Source organism: Thioclava sp. IC9 (assembly GCF_002213225.1).
GTDB lineage: Bacteria > Pseudomonadota > Alphaproteobacteria > Rhodobacterales > Rhodobacteraceae > Thioclava > Thioclava nitratireducens.
Genome location: NZ_NBNX01000001.1, coordinates 486,759 through 507,003 on the forward strand (window position 1 = coordinate 486,759; position 20,245 = coordinate 507,003).

The 20,245-nt window shown below is 63.1% G+C and carries 16 protein-coding genes; 2 read left to right on the forward strand and 14 right to left on the reverse strand.

Features of this window, described 5'->3' with window-relative positions:
* Positions 1-43: 43 nt before the first annotated feature.
* The 11 genes from B6V76_RS02215 to B6V76_RS02265 form a co-directional block, all read right to left on the reverse strand.
* A complete protein-coding gene (locus B6V76_RS02215) occupies positions 44-952 on the reverse strand; it encodes an MBL fold metallo-hydrolase (RefSeq protein ID WP_088718599.1) in 909 nt (302 codons plus the stop codon).
* A 112-nt stretch (positions 953-1,064) separates the two neighbouring features.
* On the reverse strand, positions 1,065-1,766 hold the full coding sequence (gene rpe / locus B6V76_RS02220) for a ribulose-phosphate 3-epimerase (RefSeq protein WP_088722783.1): 702 nt from the start codon (positions 1,764-1,766) through the stop codon (positions 1,065-1,067).
* Between the two features lie 18 nt (positions 1,767-1,784).
* Positions 1,785-4,112 (reverse strand): VWA domain-containing protein, encoded by a 2,328-nt coding sequence (locus B6V76_RS02225; protein WP_088726539.1) that lies wholly within the window; start codon positions 4,110-4,112, stop codon positions 1,785-1,787.
* Positions 4,113-4,124: 12 nt separating this feature from the next.
* Positions 4,125-4,961, reverse strand: a complete 837-nt coding sequence (locus B6V76_RS02230; protein WP_088726540.1) for a CbbQ/NirQ/NorQ/GpvN family protein — start codon at positions 4,959-4,961, stop codon at positions 4,125-4,127.
* 84 nt (positions 4,962-5,045) lie between these two features.
* Entirely contained in the window at positions 5,046-5,411 is a 366-nt protein-coding gene (locus B6V76_RS02235; protein ID WP_075774814.1) for a ribulose bisphosphate carboxylase small subunit, read from the reverse strand.
* A gap of 41 nt (positions 5,412-5,452) precedes the next feature.
* Positions 5,453-6,886, reverse strand: coding sequence for a form I ribulose bisphosphate carboxylase large subunit (locus B6V76_RS02240; protein WP_088726541.1), 1,434 nt, complete (start codon positions 6,884-6,886; stop codon positions 5,453-5,455).
* A 71-nt stretch (positions 6,887-6,957) separates the two neighbouring features.
* A complete protein-coding gene (gene fba / locus B6V76_RS02245) occupies positions 6,958-8,037 on the reverse strand; it encodes a class II fructose-bisphosphate aldolase (protein WP_088718603.1) in 1,080 nt (359 codons plus the stop codon).
* 44 nt (positions 8,038-8,081) lie between these two features.
* Entirely contained in the window at positions 8,082-9,083 is a 1,002-nt protein-coding gene (gene gap, locus B6V76_RS02250; RefSeq protein ID WP_088726542.1) for a type I glyceraldehyde-3-phosphate dehydrogenase, read from the reverse strand.
* 13 nt (positions 9,084-9,096) lie between these two features.
* The gene (tkt, locus tag B6V76_RS02255; RefSeq protein ID WP_088726892.1) at positions 9,097-11,070 is read right to left on the reverse strand and encodes a transketolase; all 1,974 of its coding nucleotides are present in this window, start codon (positions 11,068-11,070) and stop codon (positions 9,097-9,099) included.
* A 17-nt stretch (positions 11,071-11,087) separates the two neighbouring features.
* Positions 11,088-11,960 carry a phosphoribulokinase gene (locus tag B6V76_RS02260; RefSeq protein WP_088722779.1) on the reverse strand — a complete coding sequence of 291 codons (873 nt, stop codon included), beginning with the start codon at positions 11,958-11,960 and terminating at the stop codon, positions 11,088-11,090.
* A gap of 3 nt (positions 11,961-11,963) precedes the next feature.
* On the reverse strand, positions 11,964-12,959 hold the full coding sequence (locus B6V76_RS02265) for a class 1 fructose-bisphosphatase (protein ID WP_075774808.1): 996 nt from the start codon (positions 12,957-12,959) through the stop codon (positions 11,964-11,966).
* Positions 12,960-13,066: 107 nt separating this feature from the next.
* Between B6V76_RS02265 and B6V76_RS02270 the strand changes: the two genes are divergently transcribed.
* Both B6V76_RS02270 and B6V76_RS02275 read left to right on the forward strand, forming a co-directional pair.
* Positions 13,067-13,996: a LysR substrate-binding domain-containing protein gene (locus B6V76_RS02270; protein WP_088724310.1), complete on the forward strand. Its 930-nt coding sequence runs from the start codon at positions 13,067-13,069 to the stop codon at positions 13,994-13,996.
* A 47-nt stretch (positions 13,997-14,043) separates the two neighbouring features.
* Positions 14,044-15,015 carry a quinone oxidoreductase gene (locus B6V76_RS02275; RefSeq protein ID WP_088726543.1) on the forward strand — a complete coding sequence of 324 codons (972 nt, stop codon included), beginning with the start codon at positions 14,044-14,046 and terminating at the stop codon, positions 15,013-15,015.
* Between the two features lie 123 nt (positions 15,016-15,138).
* Here the strand turns inward: B6V76_RS02275 and B6V76_RS02280 are convergent, their stop codons facing one another.
* Genes B6V76_RS02280 through glgA form a run of 3 tightly spaced genes read right to left on the reverse strand, consistent with a single transcriptional unit; the run spans position 15,139 to position 20,197 of the window.
* On the reverse strand, positions 15,139-16,764 hold the full coding sequence (locus B6V76_RS02280; protein ID WP_088726544.1) for an alpha-D-glucose phosphate-specific phosphoglucomutase: 1,626 nt from the start codon (positions 16,762-16,764) through the stop codon (positions 15,139-15,141).
* The gene (glgX, locus tag B6V76_RS02285) at positions 16,761-18,779 is read right to left on the reverse strand and encodes a glycogen debranching protein GlgX (RefSeq protein WP_088726545.1); all 2,019 of its coding nucleotides are present in this window, start codon (positions 18,777-18,779) and stop codon (positions 16,761-16,763) included. Before glgX ends, B6V76_RS02280 begins: the two co-directional genes overlap by 4 nt.
* Positions 18,776-20,197 carry a glycogen synthase GlgA gene (gene glgA / locus B6V76_RS02290; RefSeq protein WP_088726546.1) on the reverse strand — a complete coding sequence of 474 codons (1,422 nt, stop codon included), beginning with the start codon at positions 20,195-20,197 and terminating at the stop codon, positions 18,776-18,778. The genes glgX and glgA overlap by 4 nt, the downstream gene beginning before the upstream one ends.
* Positions 20,198-20,245 lie beyond the last annotated feature (48 nt).

The following is a 20,245-nucleotide window of genomic DNA, read 5'->3' on the forward strand; positions in this document are numbered from 1 at the left end:
AGAAGTCCCGCCAAGACGCTGGTCAAAAGGAGTTTTTTCACCCTCAGACCTCCGGCACGTAGCGATAGGCGTCGCCGTCGCGCTCGACCCGGCCCAGGCCGCCTTCGGGCAGGTGATAGCCGATGATCGGCAGCTTGTCGGTCGCCAGCTGATCGAGCAACGCGACACGCGTCTCAGCGCCCAGATCGGGGTTTTGGTCGGAGCCTGCCGCCATGCCCGGCGCGGCGAAGGCGAGGTAGTGGTTCACGATCGCATCGCCGATGATGAAGGCCTGCGTCTCGCCGTTCTTGACGTGGAAGGACATGTGACCGGGCGTGTGGCCGGGCGTCATCTGCGCCATGATGCCGGGGAGGATTTCCTCGCCATCTCCAAAGGTTGCAATCTGGTCTTCAAGGATCTGGAGGCGACGCAGCGCGCCTGCCGCGAAGGTCTTGCGGCCCTGATCGATCGTGTCGAGTGTCTCCGGGTTGAGCCAATATTCGAATTCGTCCTTGCCCATCATGTGCTCGGCGTTGGCGAAGAACGGCTCGTCGAAATCGTCGAGCACGCCCCAGAGGTGATCCGGGTGGCCATGGGTGAAGACGACATGGGTCACGTCCTCGGGCGCGACTTCGAGCGCGTCCATCGCTTCCATCAGCTTGCCCGCAGACGGCATGAAGTCATTGCCCGACCCCACGTCGAACAGCACGGTGTTGGTGCCGTCGCGATAGAGCGTGACATTGCAGGGCGGTTCGACCGAGTCTCCGGTGATGCCGTAGCTCTCGAGGATCGGCTTGGCCTCCGGATTGTCGGTCACAAAGCCGATCGGCAGCACGAGATTGCCATCGGACAGCGTGTCGAGCCGGGCCGAACCCATCTCGAGGGTCTGGGCGGCGAAGCTGAGCCGGGGAAGGGCTGTCATGGCGCCCATGGCCAGCCCTCCGCGCAGAATGGTGCGTCGCGTGAATGTCATGCCAGTCCTCCCTAGCTGGTATTCAATTCCACGAATATGAACGAGAGGCAGCGGCAGGGCAAGCGGTCAGATCACGAGATCGCGACCGATCTCCTTGCAGCTTGGCAGTTTCTCACTGCGCGGCTTTGAGAGCACCCTCCGCCGCTTCGCGGATCGCGCGCATATTCTGGCCATACACCTCCGGCCTATCGACCGAGCCGCCCTTGAAGACGGCGGAGCCCGCGACGAAGCAATCCGCACCAGCCTCGACCAGCGGGCCGACCGTGGTCGGATCGACGCCGCCATCCACCTGAATGTGAATCTCCCGATCGCCAATCATTTCGCGCACTTGGCGGACCTTGTTTATGCTGGAGGGGATGAATTTCTGGCCGCCGAAACCGGGATTAACGCTCATCACGAGAACCATATCGACGAGGTCTAGCAGTTCCGAGATCACGTTGGCGGGCGTGCCGGGGTTCAGCGAGATGCCGCATTTCACGCCCTGCGCCTTGATCGCCTGCAGCGTGCGATGCGGGTGCGGACCGGCCTCCCAATGCGCCACGATCATGTCGGCGCCTGCTTCGGCATAGGCCTCGATGTAAGGGTCGACCGGCGCGATCATCAGGTGGACGTCCATGAAGGTCTTCACATGCGGGCGGAACGCTTTCACGGCGGGCGGGCCGAAGGTGAGGTTCGGCACGAAATGCCCGTCCATCACGTCGACATGGACCCAATCGGCCCCCTGATCTTCGATGGCGCGGATCTCGGCGCCGAAATTGGCGAAATCGGCCGACAGGATCGAGGGCGCGATCTTGATGGAACGGTCAAAGCTCATGGGGGCCTCCTTGGCGGCTCATTTCGTCAGTTGCGCGAACAGGGTCGGCAGTTTCTCGGGCAGGCGCTCGACCTGATCGATCACGGTGTAATTGTTGGTCCCGAAGATGCGCGACACATAGGCATCGGCTTCGGGGTCCAGCGTCAGACAATAGCTGTTAATGCCGATCTGCTGGAGTTCCGCAACCGCCTTCTTGGCATCCATGCGCAGATATTGCGGGTCGCGCTCGTCGATATCGGCCGGTTCGCCATCGGTGACGATCAGCAACAGTTTATGGGCTTCCGGGCGCAGGGACAAATGATGGGCGGCATGGCGCATCGCGGCCCCCATCCGGGTCGAGAGCCCGCCCTTCATGCCCGCAAGGCGGCCTTTGACCTCGGAATCGAGCTTCTGCTCGAAATCCTTGAAGCGCTGATATTGCACGTCGTGCCGGCCATCCGAGGAAAAGCCGTGGATCGCGAACGGGTCGCCGATCCCTTCGATCGCCGAGGCCACCAGCGCCGAGGCTTCGCGCGTCAGTTTCAGCACGGTCTTGTCCGAGCCGCGCACGGTCTCGTTGGTGCTCTCCGACAGGTCGAGCAGGATGCAGACCGCCAGATCGCGCCGGTTGATGACGTTGCGCATGGTGATCCGCATGTCGGGCTGCATGCCGATGCGCTGCATCACCATCGCATCGACGGCGGCGTTGATATCCAGCTCGTCGCCATCCTCCAGCCGCCGCTGGCGCGAGATGCCCTGCGGGCGCAGCCGGTCCACGATCTGCTTGATCCGTTGACGGATGCCGCGATGCGCGGTCAGGATCGTGTCGATCTCGTCCGGGTCGCCCATCGGCGGGCGGTGTTCGTAGACAGTCGACCACGACGGGCGCATCAACTGCACCTTGTAATCCCATTCGCCGTAATGAAACGGGTCGGAGATCGGGGTCTTGCCCTCCATCTCGTTATAGCTGACGCCCTCATCCTCGTAGGGGAACAGCTCTGACGACAGCACCCAGACCTCCTGCGCATCGTCGCCCGCGGTCTCGACATCGACCTCGTTGACGAATTCCATCAGGCCGACGCGCTTGCGCACCTGACCCTGCGCGGGCTGATAGGCGTTCTGGTTCGACCAGTCGTAATCCGAGAGCGACCAGATGAAGCGGTTGTCGTCGCGATACGGAATTTTCAGAGATTCGAGAATGCGAAGGGATGGCACCGCGCGGCGTTGCGCGAGCAGGTTGTAAAGCTCAACGCCGAGCGACCAGGAGAACATCGTCTCGCGCGCATTGTCCGCGATCTCGCCGTGGAAGGTCTCGACGAGATTGTCGATTTCTAGATCGCCGGTGCGGGTGCCGGGCGTGTTGAGCGCGCGGGCGACCTTTTCCAGCATATACATCGTCTCGTGTTCGTACTGTCCTTGCGGCGTGTCCGGCATCAGCCGGTCGAACATCGCGCGCAGCCCCGGAAAGGCCTGCGTCGCGCAATATTCGACGCGGGCGTCCTCGATCATGCCGATCAGGAATATCTGCGCCGGATTGAGCGCTTCCTGCCCAAGCCCGTGATCGGAATAGACGATATGGGCCGCCATATGGGCGCACATCGCGCGGTAGAGATCGAGGCCGGAGGCGCCGTTGATCCCGTCCACCGCATCGGGCAGATGCAGCGCGCCCTCCTCGATGAAGGGGCGGAAGCCTTCGAAGTCGGCGGCAGAGGGACGCAGGAAGAAGTCGCGGGCCCAGAAGGCGCGGAGGTAGAAGTTCAGCCTGCGCTGGCTGTCGATGAAGAGCGTGCCGCGGCGTTCCTGTTTCAGGACTGCGCGGCTGTCTTCAGAAACAAGCCCGAAGTAATCCGCCTGTTTCGGCAGGTCGCGCCGATAGGCCTCGGCGCCGAAATCCACCCAGCGGCGCAGACCCGAGAGGGTGAGTTTCGCCAGCAGTTCTTCGAGCACGCCGAACATCGGACGCAGTCCCCGTGGCGCACGGGCCGCCAGCCGGTGCAGCAGCGCCAGATAGCCGCGCAGCAGTTCCGGATCGCCGAAGCGGTTGGCGGCGCCGGGCAGCGTGTCGAGCATCAGCACCAGGATTTCGCCCGACACCATCGAGGCCAGCTTCAGCACCGCGCCCACCACGTCCCGAATGACGTCCTCACCGCATTCCTTGGCGACCTGCGGCATCTCGTCGAGATAGGAGATCAGCAGGCGGGGGCCCTTGCCGAGCGAGGTCATGGCCTTCGCACCGTCCATGTAATCCTTCAGCCCGGCGGGCGACATCATCCGCGCCGCCTCGTGGAAGAGCCCGTCGAGGGTCTCCTCCAGCTCCGGCGCGGATTTGATCAGATCGGCGGCGTAATCGTCGAGATCGACCTTCATCGGACGCGCTCCTTACGCCACCTTCGAGCTGTCGGTGATCTCGGGGAAGAAGGTCTGGACGGCCGCCTGCAACGTGTCGCGCATATCGGCGTCGTCGGTCAGCGGCTCCACCAGCGCCATTTGGCAGGCGGCGGGCGCGGGGATGTCCTTCGCGATCAACTGGCCTGCATAAACGAGAAGGCGCGTCGACATGCCCTCATCGAGGCCGTGGCCCTTGAGATTGCGCGAGCGTTGGGCGACCTGCACGAGCTTTTCGGCGGTTTTGAGGTCGATCCCGGCCTCGTGGCTGACGATCTCGGCCTCGGTCGCGGCCTGGGGGTAGTCGAAGCTCATCGCGCCGAAACGCTGCTTGGTCGATTGCTTGAGGTCCTTCATCATCGACTGGTAGCCGGGGTTATACGAGATCACGACCTGAAAATCGGGATGCGCGTCGACCAGCTCGCCCTTCTTCTCCAGAGGCAGCTGGCGGCGGTGATCGGTCAGCGGGTGGATGACGACGGTGGTGTCCTGACGGGCCTCCACGACCTCGTCGAGATAGCAGATCGCGCCGATCCGCGCGGCAACGGTCAGCGGGCCGTCCTGCCATTTCGTGCCGTTGATATCGAGGAGGAACCGCCCGATCAGGTCGGACGCGGTCATGTCCTCGTTACAGGCCACGGTGATCAACGGGCGCTGCAACTTCCACGCCATATATTCGACGAAACGCGACTTGCCGCAGCCCGTGGGGCCCTTGAGCATCACCGGCATCCGCACGTCATAGGCGGCGGCATATTGCTCGATCTCGTTGCCGACACGCCGGTAATAGGGCTCGGTCTTCACGCGGAACTGGTCTGGGTCGATATCGCTCATGGCTGGCTCTCCGTCGCGCAGGAAAATCCGGGGGGTATGGGGCAGGGCGGGCCGCCACGGTCGGCAGCCCGCCCCGGTATCAGATCAGGCAGAGGCCGACATGTCGGCGCGGTGCACCACCATCGAGGTGCCCTGCGTCTGCTTGAAGTTGTCGTAGCCCACGAGGCGAACATGGTTGCCCGGGTTGGCCTTCTTGCACATCTCGATCTCGCGAAAGATCGCATCGACATCGGTTTCCCCGAACATCGGCAGCTTCCACATGTACCAGAAGTTCGAGCGCATATTCTCGGGCTCGGTATGCTCGATGGCCGGGTTCCAGCCTTTCGAGACGATGTACTCCACCTGCTTGCGCAGCTCATCATCGCTGAGCTGGGGCAGATAGGAGAAGGTGCCCATCTTGCGGCTGTTCGGGTCCGAGATGCGGGAGCCGTAATCTTGCATTTCACTCATGGTGTCAGTCCTTTCTCAGGCGTTGGTGGGAGGGGCGCGCCTTAGCGGTGCGCCACGTCCAGCTTGTCCACGGTGTCGAACTCGAACTTGATCTCTTTCCACGTCTCCATGGCGATCTTGAGTTCGGGCGAGTGCTTGGCGGCCGAGGTCATGATGTCTTTCGACTCCTTCTCGAGATCGCGGCCCTCGTTGCGTGCCTTGACGCAGGCCTCGACCGCGACGCGGTTCGCGGCCGCACCGGCGGCGTTGCCCCAGGGGTGGCCCAGCGTGCCGCCGCCGAACTGAAGGCAGCTGTCATCGCCGAAGATGTTGACCAGCGCGGGCATGTGCCAGACGTGGATGCCGCCCGAAGCCACCGGGAGCACGCCCGGCATCTGACCCCAGTCCTGATCGAAGAAGATGCCGCGCGAACGGTCTTCCTTGACGTATTTGTCGCGCATCAGGTCGATCCAGCCGAGAGTCGCCTCGCGGTCGCCTTCGAGCTTGCCGACGACGGTGCCCGAGTGCAGGTGGTCGCCGCCCAGAAGGCGCAGCATCTTCGCGAGAACGCGGAAGTTGATGCCGTGCTTGGGGTGGCGGTCGATCACGCCATGCATCGCGCGGTGCACGTGCAGCAGCATGCCGTTATCGCGGCACCAGCGGCTCAGCGAGGCCTGCGCGGCCCAGCCCATCGTCAGGTAGTCCGACATGATGATCGGCGACCCGATCTCCTTGGCGAACTCGGCGCGCTTGTACATCTCTTCGATGTTCGGCGCGGTGACGTTGAGGTAGTGGCCCTTGCGCTCGCCGGTCTCACGCTCTGCCTTCTCGATCGCTTCCTGACAGAACTCGAAACGGTCACGCCAGCGCATGAAGGGCTGCGAGTTGATGTTCTCGTCATCCTTGGTGAAGTCGAGTCCCCCCCGCAGCGCCTCGTAGACCGCGCGGCCGTAGTTCTTGGCCGAGAGACCCAGCTTCGGCTTGATCGTGCAGCCCAGGAAGGGACGGCCGTATTTGTCGAGCTTGTCGCGCTCGACCTGAATGCCGTGGGGCGGGCCGTCGCAGGTGGTCACGAACCACAGCGGGAAGCGCACGTCTTCCAGACGCAGGGCCCGCACGGCCTTGAAGCCGAAGACGTTGCCCACGAGCGAGGTGAAGACGTTGACGACCGAGCCCTCTTCGAACAGACCCATCGGGTAGGCGATGAAGGCGTAGTAGCTCTCGTCATCTCCCGGCACGTCCTCGATCGCGTAGGCACGACCCTTATAGTAGTCGAGATCGGTCAGCAGGTCGGTCCAGACCGTGGTCCAGGTGCCGGTCGAGCTTTCTGCGGCGACGGCGGCTGCGGCTTCCTCGCGCGGGACGCCGGGCTGCGGCGTGATCTTGAAGACGGCGAGCACGTCGCTGTCCTTGGGGGTGTAGTTCGGCTCCCAATAGGTTTCACGGTATTCCTTGACGCCGGCGCTGTATTTACCGGGATTTGCATGCTGGTTCATCGGGGTCTCCTTGTCTCCCTAAATCCGATAACTGCGGCCCCGGGCGCTCGACTGCCGGGATCGCGGGTGTGTCAGGCGGCCTTGGCCGCGGAAATCACCGGGTCGAGCGATCCCTCGGCATAGCGCTTGGCCATGTCGTCGAGGTCGATCACCTTGATCTTGCTGGCATTCCCGGCGGTGCCGAAGCGCTGGAAGCGGTCGAGGCAGAGCTTCTCCATCTCTTCCATCGCGGGGATCATGAATTTGCGCGGGTCGAATTCGGTCGGCTTGCTTTGCGCGACCTTGCGGAACTGAGCCGTCAGGGCCATTCGGTTGTCGGTGTCGATATTCACCTTGCGCACGCCCGACTTGATGCCGCGCTCGATCTCTTCGACCGGCACGCCGTAGGTCTGGGGCATCTCGCCGCCGGACTCGTTGATCAGGTCCTGCAGATATTGCGGCACGCTGGACGAGCCGTGCATGACCAGATGGACGTTCGGAATCTTCGCATGGATCTTCTCGATCTGGCTGATCGCGAGGATGTCGCCCGTGGGCTTGCGCGAGAACTTGTAGGCGCCGTGGCTGGTGCCGCAGGCGATCGCCAGCGCATCGACCTTGGTCAGCTTGACGAAATCCAGCGCCTCGTCGGGATCCGTCAGCAGCTGATCGTGGCTGAGTTTGCCAACCGCGCCCGAGCCGTCTTCCTCCGCCGCTTCGCCAGTCTCGAGATTGCCGAGCACGCCCAGTTCGCCCTCGACCGAAGCGCCGACCCAATGGGCCATGTCGGCCACGCGCTTGGTGATGCTGACATTGTAGTCCCAATCGGCGGGGGTCTTCATGTCCTCTTTCAGCGAGCCGTCCATCATCACCGAGGTGAAGCCGTGGCGGATCGCGGTGAGGCAGGTGGCCTCGTTATTGCCGTGGTCCTGATGCATGCACAGCGGGATATCGGGATACATCTCCGACAGCGCCTGGATCATGTGGCGCAGCATGATGTCACCGGCATAGCTGCGCGCACCGCGCGAGGCCTGCATGATGACGGGGGCGTCGCATTTCGCCGCCGCCTTCATGATGGCGATACCCTGTTCCATGTTGTTGATGTTGAACGCCGGCACGCCGTAGCCGTATTCCGCGGCGTGATCGAGCAATTGTCTGAGCGTAATCAGAGCCATATCAGGTGTTCCTTACGTTGTGGGCCAAACGGTTCGAGCCGCGGTCAGAGGAGCTTTCCCATCGCGACGGCGGTGTCGGCCATGCGGTTGGAAAAGCCCCATTCGTTGTCGTACCAGCTGAGGATGCGGACCATCCGGCCGTCCATCACCTTGGTCTGATCCATGTGGAAGACCGAAGAGTGAGGATCGTGGTTGAAGTCGCTGGAAACATTGGGTTTTTCGGTATAGCCTAGGATGCCTTTCATCGGACCATCGGCGGCGGTGCGGATAGCCGCGTTAACCTCTTCCACAGTGGTATCTTTCGCAGCCTCGAATACCAGATCGACGACCGAGACATTCGGCGTCGGCACGCGGATCGCGACGCCGTCGAGCTTGCCGTTGAGCTCCGGCAGCACGAGACCCACGGCCTTGGCCGCGCCGGTCGAGGTCGGGATCATCGACAGCGCGGCGGCGCGGGCGCGATACATGTCGGGATGCATCGTATCGAGCGTCGGCTGGTCGCCGGTATAGCTGTGGATCGTCGTCATGAAGCCTTTCGAGATGCCGATCGCGTCGTTGAGCGCCTTGGCGACCGGCGAAAGGCAGTTCGTCGTGCAGGACGCGTTCGACACGACCAGATCGTCCTTGGTCAGCGCACCGTGGTTCACGCCGTAAACGATGGTCTTGTCAGCACCGGCCGCCGGGGCCGAGACGAGCACGCGCTTCGAGCCGTTCTCCAGGTGGAAGGCAGCTTTCTCCCGCGCGGTGAAGATGCCCGTGCATTCCATCGCGATGTCCACGTCGCCCCAGGGCAGCTCCTTCGGGTCGCGGATCGCGGTGACCTTGATCTTGCCGCGGCCTGCGTCGATCCAGTCCTCGCCGGTGGTGACCTCCTGCGGGAAGCGGCCGTGGACGCTGTCGAATTGCAGCAGATGGGCGTTGGTTTCGACCGGGCCCAGATCGTTGATCGCGATCACCTCGATATCGGTGCGACCCGACTCGATGATCCCGCGCAGCACGTTGCGGCCGATACGTCCAAACCCGTTGATGGCAACTTTAACCGTCATTCTCGTTAGTCCCTCAGATCAGTTCTTTTGCATCCGAAACAATCGCTTCGGACGTGATGTTGAAGTGTTCGTAGAGCGCCGGGGCAGGGGCCGAGGCCCCGAAACCGGTCATGCCCACGAAGCGGTCCTCGGGGCGCAGGAAGAGATCCCAGCCCTGACGGATCGCGGCTTCGCAGCCGACGCGCGGGGCATCGCCGAGAACCTCGGCGCGATAGGCCGCGTCCTGTTTCTCGAAAAGCTCGAAACACGGCGCAGAGACGACCGCGGCCTTGATCCCTTGCTCGGCCAGTTGTTCGGCAGCGGCCATTGCGATTTCAACTTCGGAGCCGGTGGCGATCAGCGTCACGTCGCGGGCCTCGGGTGCGCGCAGCAGATAGGCGCCGCGGGCGGTGAGGTTTGCGTCCGTATGTTCGATGCGAACCGTCGGCAGACCCTGACGCGAGGCCACGATCATCGTCGGCGTGGCCGTCGAGGTCATGGCGATTTCCCAGGCCTCGGCGGTCTCCACCGCATCGGCCGGTCGGAGGACGAGCAGGTTAGGAATGGCCCGGAGCGAGGCCAGATGCTCTACCGGCTGATGGGTGGGACCGTCCTCGCCGAGGCCGATCGAGTCATGGGTCATGACATAGCAGGTCGGCACGCCCATCAGTGCCGACAAACGAATTGCGGGGCGGCAGAAATCGGCGAAGGCCAGGAAGGTGCCCCCATAGGGCCGCAGCCCGCCATGGAGCACGATACCGTTCATCGCAGCGGCCATGCCATGCTCGCGAATGCCGTAATGGATGTAATCGCCGGTGAAATCGGTAGGCGTGATCGATTTCATGCCCGAGGATTTCGTGAGGTTCGAGCCGGTCAGATCGGCTGAGCCGCCCACGGTGAAGGGCAGGGTGGCGTTGACCACTTCCAGCGCCATCTGGCTCGCCTTGCGGGTCGCTACCTTGGGCCTGTCCTGCGACAGCTTGCGCTTGTAGACGGCGATCGCGGCGGGCAGGGCGCTGGTGTCTGCCTCCTCTGCGGCGAGGAAGTCGGCGCGAGCGGTCGCGGCGTTCAGCCTCGTCTCCCATTCCGCCCGCGCCCGCGCGCCGCGCGAGGCGATCCGGCCCCATTCCTCGTAGATCGCGGCCGGAATTTCGAACGCCGGATGGTCCCAATGCAGTTGCTTGCGCGCGGCAGCGATCTCGGCGTCACCCAGCGGCGCGCCGTGGACATCGTGGCCACCTTGCTTGTTGGGCGCACCGAAGCCGATGATGGTGCGGCAGGCGATCATCGACGGGCGCGGATCCTGACGCGCGGCCTCGATCGCAGCGGCGATCTCGGTCGGGCTGTGGCCGTCGCAGTCGACGACATGCCAGCCGGCGGCGGCAAAACGCGCCTTCTGATCCATCGAGGTGGAAAGATCGGTGTCGCCGTCGATGGTGATCGAATTGTCGTCCCACAGCACGATCAACTTGCCGAGCGCCAGATGACCCGCGAGGTCGATCGCCTCGTGGCTGATCCCTTCCATCAGGCAGCCGTCGCCCGCGATGACATAGGTAAAATGATCAACCAGATCGGCGCCATAGCGCGCGTTCTTCATCTTCTCGGCTATCGCCATACCCACGGCGGTCGCGACACCCTGACCAAGCGGCCCGGTGGTCACTTCGATCCCGTCGGCATGGCCGTATTCCGGGTGACCAGCGGTGCGCGAACCCAGCTGGCGGAACGCCTTGATTTGGTCCATGCCCATATCTTCATAGCCCAGCAGATGGTTGATCGCGTAGAGCAGCATCGAACCGTGCCCGGCCGACAGCACGAAGCGGTCACGATCGGGCCATTTCGGCGCGGTGGGATCGATATTGATGAAGCGGTTGAATAGAACCGTCGCCACATCGGCCATGCCCATCGGCATGCCGGGATGGCCAGAATTGGCCTTTTGCACCGCATCCATCGCGAGCGCGCGGATCGCATTCGCCATCCGGGTTTCTTGCGTAATTTGAATATCTTTCATCGCCTTGTTCATCTTTCTCAAGCCCGCTTCGCTTCGCGCACGAGGCGCTCGATGAGGGGGGTGAGGATCAGCTGCATGGCCAGATCCTGACGGTTGCCGGGAATGACGATCGAGTTGGCGCGGCTCATCCACGAGCCGTTGATCATCGAGGTGAGATAAGGGAAATCGATCCCGCGCGGGTTCTTGAAGCGGATCACCACGAGGCTCTCATCCGCGGTCGGAATCCAGCGCGCGATGAACGGGTTCGAAGTGTCTACGACCGGCACGCGCTGGAAATTGATATCCGTCTCGGTGAATTGCGGCGTGATGCAATGCACATAGGCGTGCATGCGGCGCAGGATCACGTCGGTGACGGCTTCGGTCGAATAGCCGCGGGAGGCCCGGTCGCGATGGATCTTCTGGATCCATTCGAGGTTGATCACCGGAACCACGCCGATCTTCAGATCTGCCAGCGCCGAGAGGTTCACCTCGTCATTGACCACGCAGCCGTGCAGACCTTCGTAGAAAAGCAGATCGGACTCGTCGGCGAAATCGCTCCAGTCGGTGAAATGACCGGGAGGCGTGCCCCATTTCTCGGCCTCGGCATCGTCATGGACGTAATGCCGGGTCTTGCCCTTGCCGGTCTCGCCATATTCGCGAAAGACGCGCTCCAACTCCTTGAGTTCATTGGCTTCGTAGGAGAAGTGGGAGAAGCCCTGATCGCCCGCGTCATAGCGCTTTTGCAGCTCTTCCTTCATGTCGGCGCGGTTGTAGCGGTGGAAGGCGTCTCCCTCGATTGAGACTGCGGAAATCCCTTCGCGGCGGAAGATCTGGTCGAAGGTCGATTTCACCGTCGAGGTACCTGCACCGGAGGAACCGACGACGGAAATGATGGGGTGTTTCTTGGACATGTATCAGCTCCGGAAGAGGCCGCGGGTATTGAAGAGCGCGTGGGCTTCATCCTGCGGCAAGTCGTGATAGGCGGCGACGCGGGCGACCTTGCTGGCCGAGCCGAATACGAAGGGCGTGCGGGCATGCAGCCGGTCGGGCGTCGCGGACATGATGGGATCGGCGCCGTCGGTGGCCTCGCCGCCGAGCTGCTCGATCAGCATCGCGATTGGCGCGCATTCATAGACGTGCCGCAGGCGTCCGCGCTGGTAGCCTTCGCGGTCGTCACCGGGATAGAGGAACACGCCGCCGCGCGAGATGATGCGGTGGGTCTCGGCCACCAGCGACGCGATCCAGCGCATGTTGAAGTTGCGCCCGCGCGGGCCTTCGGCGCCGGCGACGAGATCGTCGATGAAGGCGCGGATCGGCTGCGGCCAGTGGCGGTAGTTCGAAGCGTTGATCGCGTATTCCGAGGTCTCGGAGGGCAGGGGCTTCGGATCGGCCACGCGGCGCCAGATGTCGCTTCCGGGCTCGAGAACCCATTGCTGCACACCCTTCCCGAAGGTCACGACCAGGGCGGTCTGCGGTCCGAAGATAATGTAGCCGCCCGCGATCTGCTCGTTCGCCGGACGCAGGAAGCTGGCCTCCGTGTCGTCGGCTGCCTCGAAGATCGAGAAGATCGTGCCGATCGAGACATTCACGTCGATATTGGAAGACCCGTCGAGCGGATCGATGGCGAGCGCGAGCGTGCCGGTCCCGAAATCGACCACCTCGTCCTGCTCTTCCGAGGCATAATGGCGCACCGCACCACCGCGCAGCGCGGCCATGAAGGCCTCGTCCGCGATCACGTCGAGCGCTTTCTGCCCGTCGCCACCGGCATTGGTGCCAGCCGCTTCCGCCAGATTTCCGTCCAGCCCGTTGCGCGCAATCATGCGGGCAAGCTGGGCACCGACGCTGGTCAAGCGGGTCATGGTGTCGGCAAGATCGGCAGAAATACCGAGGCCGTCGAAACTCACGGACATCTTCTCCTCCTCCAAAGACGATGTTCTTGTGAGCCAGACCATTGCCCGGATCGGTTTTTTATGAAATTTAAATAAAGGGAATGTGCGTTAAGGAAATTTGAAACCCAATGCGGATGAATGCTGTGACGTTGAAGCAATTGCGCGCGCTCGATGCGGTGGCTCGCGGCGGTTCTCTGACGGCTGCCGGAGAGAGCCTGAACCTCACAACCCCAGCAATTCATACGCAAATCAGGGGACTGGAGGACGCGATCGGGATGAAGCTGATCCAGCGTGCCGCTGATGGCGCCGGATCCGAGCTGACCGAAGCAGGCAAAGCGCTGCGCGAGAGCGCGCTGCGGATCGAGGACAACTTGTCGCAGGCCGAAGCGACGCTGAGCGCCATCGCACGGGGGCAGGTGGGTCGGATCACGCTCGGCGTCGTCTCCACCGGCAAGTATTTCGCGCCGCGGCTGGTGAAGATGCTGCAAGACGCCCATCCCGAGATCGAGGTCGCACTGCGCGTGGGCAACCGTTCGGCCATTATCGAGGGGATCGAGCGCGGCAGTTTCGACATCGCCGTGATGGGCCGACCGCCGCGCCATCCGCCCGTTGTGGCCGAACCGATCGGCCAGCATCCGCATGCGCTGGTCGCGCCGCCGGGCCATCCGCTGATCGCCAAGGCCGACGATCTGGAGCAGCTTTTCGGCGAGACCTTCATCTCGCGCGAGGAAGGATCGGGGACGCGGATCCTGATGTCGCGCTGGCTCGACCGGGTCGGCGACGGGCGGCTCTATGACACGCTGGAAATGGACAGCAACGAGACGATCAAGCAGGCGGTGATGGCGGGTCTCGGCATCGCGTTTCTCAGCCTCCACACGGTGACGGACGAACTGGAGACCGGACGCCTGGCGCTGATCCCGGCGCCTGGTTTGCCGCTGATGCGTCATTGGTTCCTCGTGCGCCGCGAGAGCGAACGCCCGCGCGAACTGGCGCTGCGCGTCTGGGATGAGATCGTCGAGATGAACGGCGCCTTCCTGCCGCATCCGATCCCGGATTGACGCCGGGGCTGCGCGCAGTACCTTTGCGCGGCAACAGGGAGGATATCATGGCCTATGCGATGGCAATCGCGCGCCCCGGCGGGCGCGACCAATTCCACAAGATCGAAATAGAGGTTCCCAAGCCCGGACCCGGTGAAATCACCTTAAGACATACCGCTATCGGTCTGAATTTCATTGATGTTTACTTCCGTACCGGCCTCTATCCGTGGCCCGTCGAGAGCGATCTGATCACCGGCGGTGAAGCGGCGGGCGTCATCGAGGCGGTCGGCAACGGCGTCGATCTGCAGGTCGGACAGCGCGTGGCCTATACGCAGCCCAACGGCGCTTATGCGAGCCACCGGGTGATCGCGGCGAAAAACGTGGTGCCGATCCCGGACGATATTTCCGACGAAGTCGCGGCAGCGGTGATGCTTAAAGGTCTGACCGTGCATTACCTGATTCATCACTCGTATCCGGTAAAGTCCGGTGACACCGTGCTTTTCCACGCGGCTGCAGGTGGCGTCGGCTCGATCGCGGGTCAATGGCTCAAGGCCAAGGGCGTACGCGCGATCGGTACGGCTGGCGGGCCTGAGAAATGCGCGCGTGCGCGCGAGCACGGCTATGACGCGGTGATCGATTACCGGACTGAGGATTTCGGCGCAGAGGTCAAACGGCTCACCGACGGCGCAGGCGTCGCGGCGGTCTATGACTCGGTGGGCGCCGACACGGTGATGACGTCGCTCGATGTGCTCAAGCGCTTCGGCACGCTGGTGTGCTTCGGACAAAGCTCGGGACCGGCGGATCAGTTCAAGATCGGCGACCTTGCGCGCAACTCGCTGTTCCTGACGCGTCCGACCTTGTTCCAACACACGGATCAACCGGGCTGGCTACGAAACTCCGCCGCAGAACTCTTTGAGATGATTGGAAAAGGCGACATCAAGATCGACGTGCCGCAGACGTTTTCTCTGGAGGATGTTGCTGCAGCCCATGAGGCGCTGGAGGGCCGGAAAACGGTCGGGAGCACGGTTTTGACCCCATAATGGGCGTCAAATCGCATTCATAATTTACATAATACAGATTATAGGTATTACGGTGATAAAAAAGCGGGGGGTGATTTCAGCCCCCCGACTTTGTTTCGGTTCAGGATTTCTTGCCTGTAGCGCTCAGGTAATGACGTCGGGTTTCTCGCGCCCCGTGCGCTCTCGGATCCCCACCAGCGCCTCTGTCGCCCGGATGATCGGTGCCAGCGCCTCTTGCGGATCATGGTCCAAACCGTCCGGTCCCGGCGCATAGCGCTCGAGATACACGCGCAGCGTCGCGCCCTCGGTGCCCGTGCCCGACAGACGCAGCACGACGCGCGAGCCGCCTTCGAACAGAATACGGAAACCCTGACCTTTCGCGACCGAGCCATCGACCGGATCGGTATAGGAAAACTCGTCTGAGCTTTCGACCGTAAGCCCTTCGACCTGCGTCCCTTTCAGCTCTCCAAGGCGGCCACGGAGATCGTCCAGCATCGCCTCTGCCTGCTCGGTCGGCAGCGCCTCGTAATCGTGGCGCGAATAGTAGTTGCGGCCATAGCGCGCGAAATGATCGGCCATGATCTCGGCCACCGACATCTTCCGCGCGGCAAGGATGTTGAGCCACATCAGCACCGCCCATAGCCCGTCCTTCTCGCGCACATGGTCGGAGCCCGTGCCGAAGCTCTCCTCGCCACAGAGCGACACGCGCCCCGCATCCATCAGATTGCCGAAGAACTTCCAGCCCGTCGGCGTCTCGTAGCAATCGAGGCCAAGCGCCTCGGCCACCCGATCCGCCGCCGCAGAGGTCGGCATCGAGCGCGCGACGCCCTTCAGCCCGTCCTTGTAGCCCGGCACGAGATGCGCATTTGCGGCCAGCACAGCAAGACTGTCCGACGGCGAGACATAGGTGCCCGCGCCAAGGATCATGTTCCTGTCGCCATCGCCATCCGACGCCGCGCCGAAATCCGGGGCGTTTTCGCCCATCATCTCGTCCATCAGTTCATGCGCCCAGGTCGGGTTCGGATCGGGATGCATACCGCCGAAATCCGGCAACGGCGTGCCATGGGTCACGGTCCCCGCCGGCGCACCGAGACGGTTCTCGAAGATCTCGACCGCGTAAGGTCCGGTGATGGCGCACATCGAGTCCATCCGCATCCGGAACCCCGCCTTAAAGACATCGCGCAAAGCGTTGAAATCGAATATCGTTTCCATCAGGTCGGCATAGGCGGTCACGGGGTCGACGACTTCGACGGTCATCTCTCCCAGTTTCGTCTCACCGACGCTGTCCAGATCCGGGTCTGCCGCGTCGAGCAGATGATATTCGGTGATCTCCTGCGTGCGTTTGTGGATCGCCGAGGTGATCGATTCCGGCGCTGGACCGCCATTGGAGCTATTGTATTTGACGCCAAAATCCTCGTCCGGGCCGCCCGGATTGTGGCTGGCCGAGAGGATGATGCCGCCGTTCGCCTGACGCTGCCGGATCAGGTTCGAGGCGGCGGGCGTCGAGAGCCACGCACCCTGCCCCACGATCATCCGCGCGGCCCCATTTGCAGCCGCCATTTTCAGGATCGTACTCGCAGCTTCACGCCCGAAATAGCGGCCGTCACCGCCAAGAACCAAAGTCTTGCCCCGCACGCCGCCGATCGCGTCGAAGGTCGATTGCACGAAGTTCTCGAGATAGTTCGGCTGCATGAAAACGCGGGTTTTCTTGCGCAGCCCCGAGGTTCCGGGTTTCTGGCCGTCGATGGGCTGGGTCGCGTGGCGGGTCATGATTTCTCCTGCACTGTTGCGCGGGTAAAGACTTGAACGGATTGTGCGGCAAGGCAAGCCTCAGGGGCGCCCAATTGTTCCGCCTCCCGTTCAGGAAACGCGGAATCGATCAAGCAGGTCCAGCGACCGGGAGGTAACTGCACCCGTTGTTTGGGCCCTGCGTTGAGGATCACATAGACCGCTTCGCTCCCGGCCTCGCCTGCTGGCCCCTCGGCGGCGCCACGGATCTCGACACCGATGCAGCGCAGTTCGGGATCGTTCCAATCATGCGGCTCGGGTTCGTGCCCCGAGGCGAGCCGCCAGATCAGATCGCGCATCCCGTCCTGCTTGCGGATCAGCGAATGCAGATAGCGGTTCTGCCGCAAGACGCGGTGATTTTTTCGTATCTCTATCAAGCGTTTGACGAATGTTGTTAAAGTCTCGTCAGGTCCACTCCAATCGATCCAACCGACCTCGTTATCCTGCGCATAGGCATTGTTGTTGCCGCCCTGAGAATTGCCGATCTCGTCGCCCGCCAGCAGCATCGGAACGCCTTGGCTCATCAGCAGCGTCGCGAGCAACGCGCGTTTGCGCAAAGCCTGCGCCTCAGGGTCCTCGAGCGCCTCAGAGAAGTTCGCATCATGGCCATCGCGGTTTTCCTCGCCATTCGCGAGGTTCTGCTTTTCGCCATAGGAGACGAGGTCTTGCAACGTAAATCCGTCATGCGCGGTGATGAAATTCACCGATGCCGTCGCGGGCCGCCCCATCTGGTCGAAGATCTCCGCCGAGCCCGCGACGCGTCGCGCCAGATCGCCCGCCATCCCACGATCACCGCGCCAGAAGCGCCGCGCGTCGTCACGGAAACGGTCGTTCCATTCGGTGAACGGATGCGGGAAGCCACCGAGGTAATAGCCGCCCGGCCCGATATCCCACGGCTCCGCGATCAGCTTCACATTCCGCAGGACCGGATCCTGCTCGATCGCGGTGAGAAATTGCGAATGCGCCTCGACCGCCCCCGACGATCCGCGCGCGAGCGTCGAGGCCAGATCGAAGCGGAAGCCATCGACGCCCATCTCCACGACCCAATGGCGCAGGCAATCCATCACCAGACGCAGGCAAAGCGGGTTCGACAGGTCCAGCGTATTGCCCGTTCCGGTCTCGTCGATATAGGCGCCGTCCGGTGTCAGGCGGTAATAGCTCGCATTGTCGAGGCCGCGAAGGCTGAGCATCGGCCCGACCGCGTTGCCCTCACCCGTATGGTTGTAGACGACATCAAGGATCACCTCGATCCCGGCCCCATGGAAGCGCCGCACCATGTCGCGGAATTCGTCGCGCGGATCTGGCCCGGAATAGCGCGGCTCGGGCGCGAAATTGGCGATCGGCTGGTAGCCCCAGTAGTTGCTCAACCCCTTCTCGACCAGGAAGCGGTCGTCGAGATAGGCGCAGCTCGGCAGCAGCTCGATCGCGGTGATCCCAAGATCGGCGAGATGCGACAGGATCGGATCAGAGGCGAGCCCTGCCCATGTGCCGCGCAGCGCCACGGGCACGTCCGGATGGGTCATCGTCAGCCCCTTGGGATGGGCCTCGTAGATCACTGTTTCCGACCAGCTGTGGCGCGGGTGATCCCATTTGGGCCGCTCGATATCGGTCACGACCGACTTCGGCACAACGCTCGCACTGTTTCGCCGGTCTGGCCTGGATTTTCCATATTGCATAGGTGCTTGCCAGCTGATCTTCGAGTCGATCTGCCGCGCGTAGGGGTCGATCAGCAGCTTCGCCGGATTGAACCGATGTCCAGCTTCGGGGGCCCAGGGCCCATGCACCCGGTAGCCATAGCGTGCGCCCGGATTGAGCCCCTCGACGAGGCCATGCCAGATCGGCCCCGAACGTCCCGGCAAGTCTATGCGTTCTTCCTTCTCTCCGTTGAACAGGCATAGCTCCACCCTCTCGGCATGGGCCGAGGCAAGCGCGAAATTCACGCCACCTTCGCAGGGCGTCGCGCCCAGCGGGTCCGGTTTCCCTGGGGTAATCTTCATCGAGCGACAAGGTCGTCATACAGCGCGGCATAGCGCGCGGCTGACCGCTCCCAGCCCCAGTCGGTTTTCATCGCGCGGCGCTGCATCGCGGACCAGACTTTTCGATCGCCGTAAAGCGCGATCAACTTCATCAGCGCCTGCCGCAGCGCCAGATCGTCGACGGGATGGAACACGATGCCGGTCGATGCGCCCGCGGCTTCGGTCGCGGGCGTTGCGCCCACCACCGTATCGGCCAGACCGCCGACAGCAGAGACCACCGGGATACAGCCATAACGCAGCCCGTAAAGCTGCGTCAGCCCGCAGGGCTCGAACCGCGAGGGCACCAGCACCGCGTCGCCGCCCGCATACATCCGGTGGCTCAGCGCCTCGTCATAGCCGATCTTCACGCCAACCCGACCGGGATGGCGCGCAGCAAGCTCGCGCATCGCATCCTCGGCCCAGCCATCGCCCGATCCAAGCACGGCAAGGCCACCGCCCGCTTCGAGATAGGGCTCGAGCGCCGGGGCGATCAGATCCATCCCCTTCTGCGCTGTCAGGCGCGAAATCAGAATCGCAAGCGGCCCCGGCGCATCCAGTTCAAACTCGGCTTCCAAGGCCTTGCGATTATTAGATTTCCCACCGAGCTTCGTAGCCGAGAAAGACGTCGCCTCCGGATCGGCCTCAGGATTCCAGACCTCCAGATCGATGCCGTTGAGGATACCGTGCAGATCGCCCGCGCGGGCCTGAATGACACCTTCCAAACCCATGCCGAACTCGCCGCGCATCAACTCGTCGGCATAACGCGGGCTGACCGTGGTGATTGCGCGCGCCGCAACCAACCCAGCCTTGAGCGTCGAGATGTCGCCCCAGAACTCCACGCCTTCGCGGGTGAAATCCCACGCCTGCAGCCCGAGGGCTGCCAGCTTGTCGCGGCCGAACCGGCCCTGAAACGCGATGTTGTGGATTGTCATCACGGTCGGGATGCCAGTGCCGCGCAGATACCACGGCACGAGCCCGGCTTGCCAATCGTGGCAATGCACCAGATCGGGCTGCCATTTGCCCGCGCCCACGCGCGCGATCTCGGCGGCGACGAAACTGAGGGCTGCGAAGCGTTCGGCATTGTCGGGATAGTCGCGCCCGTCTTCGGAATACGGGCCCCCGTCACGGTCAAACAAATGGTTGGCCTGCAGCGCCAGAACCTCCATGCCGCCTGCCTTGCCCAGCACCAGCCGCGCCGGACCGCCATAGAGGCTCGCGCTTTCCCATACTGGTTTCGGCGATTTCAGCTTTTTCAGGATTCCGCGATAGGCCGGGATCATCACCCGCATCTCCCAGCCCTGCCCTTTGAGAGCGGCGGGCAACGCACCTGCCACATCGGCCAGACCGCCCGTCTTGATCAGTGGAACCGCTTCTGACGCAACCGAGAGCACGCGTTTCATGTCTTCGCTCTTTCCAAATATCCCGGGGTGCGGGGCAGCCCCCCGCTA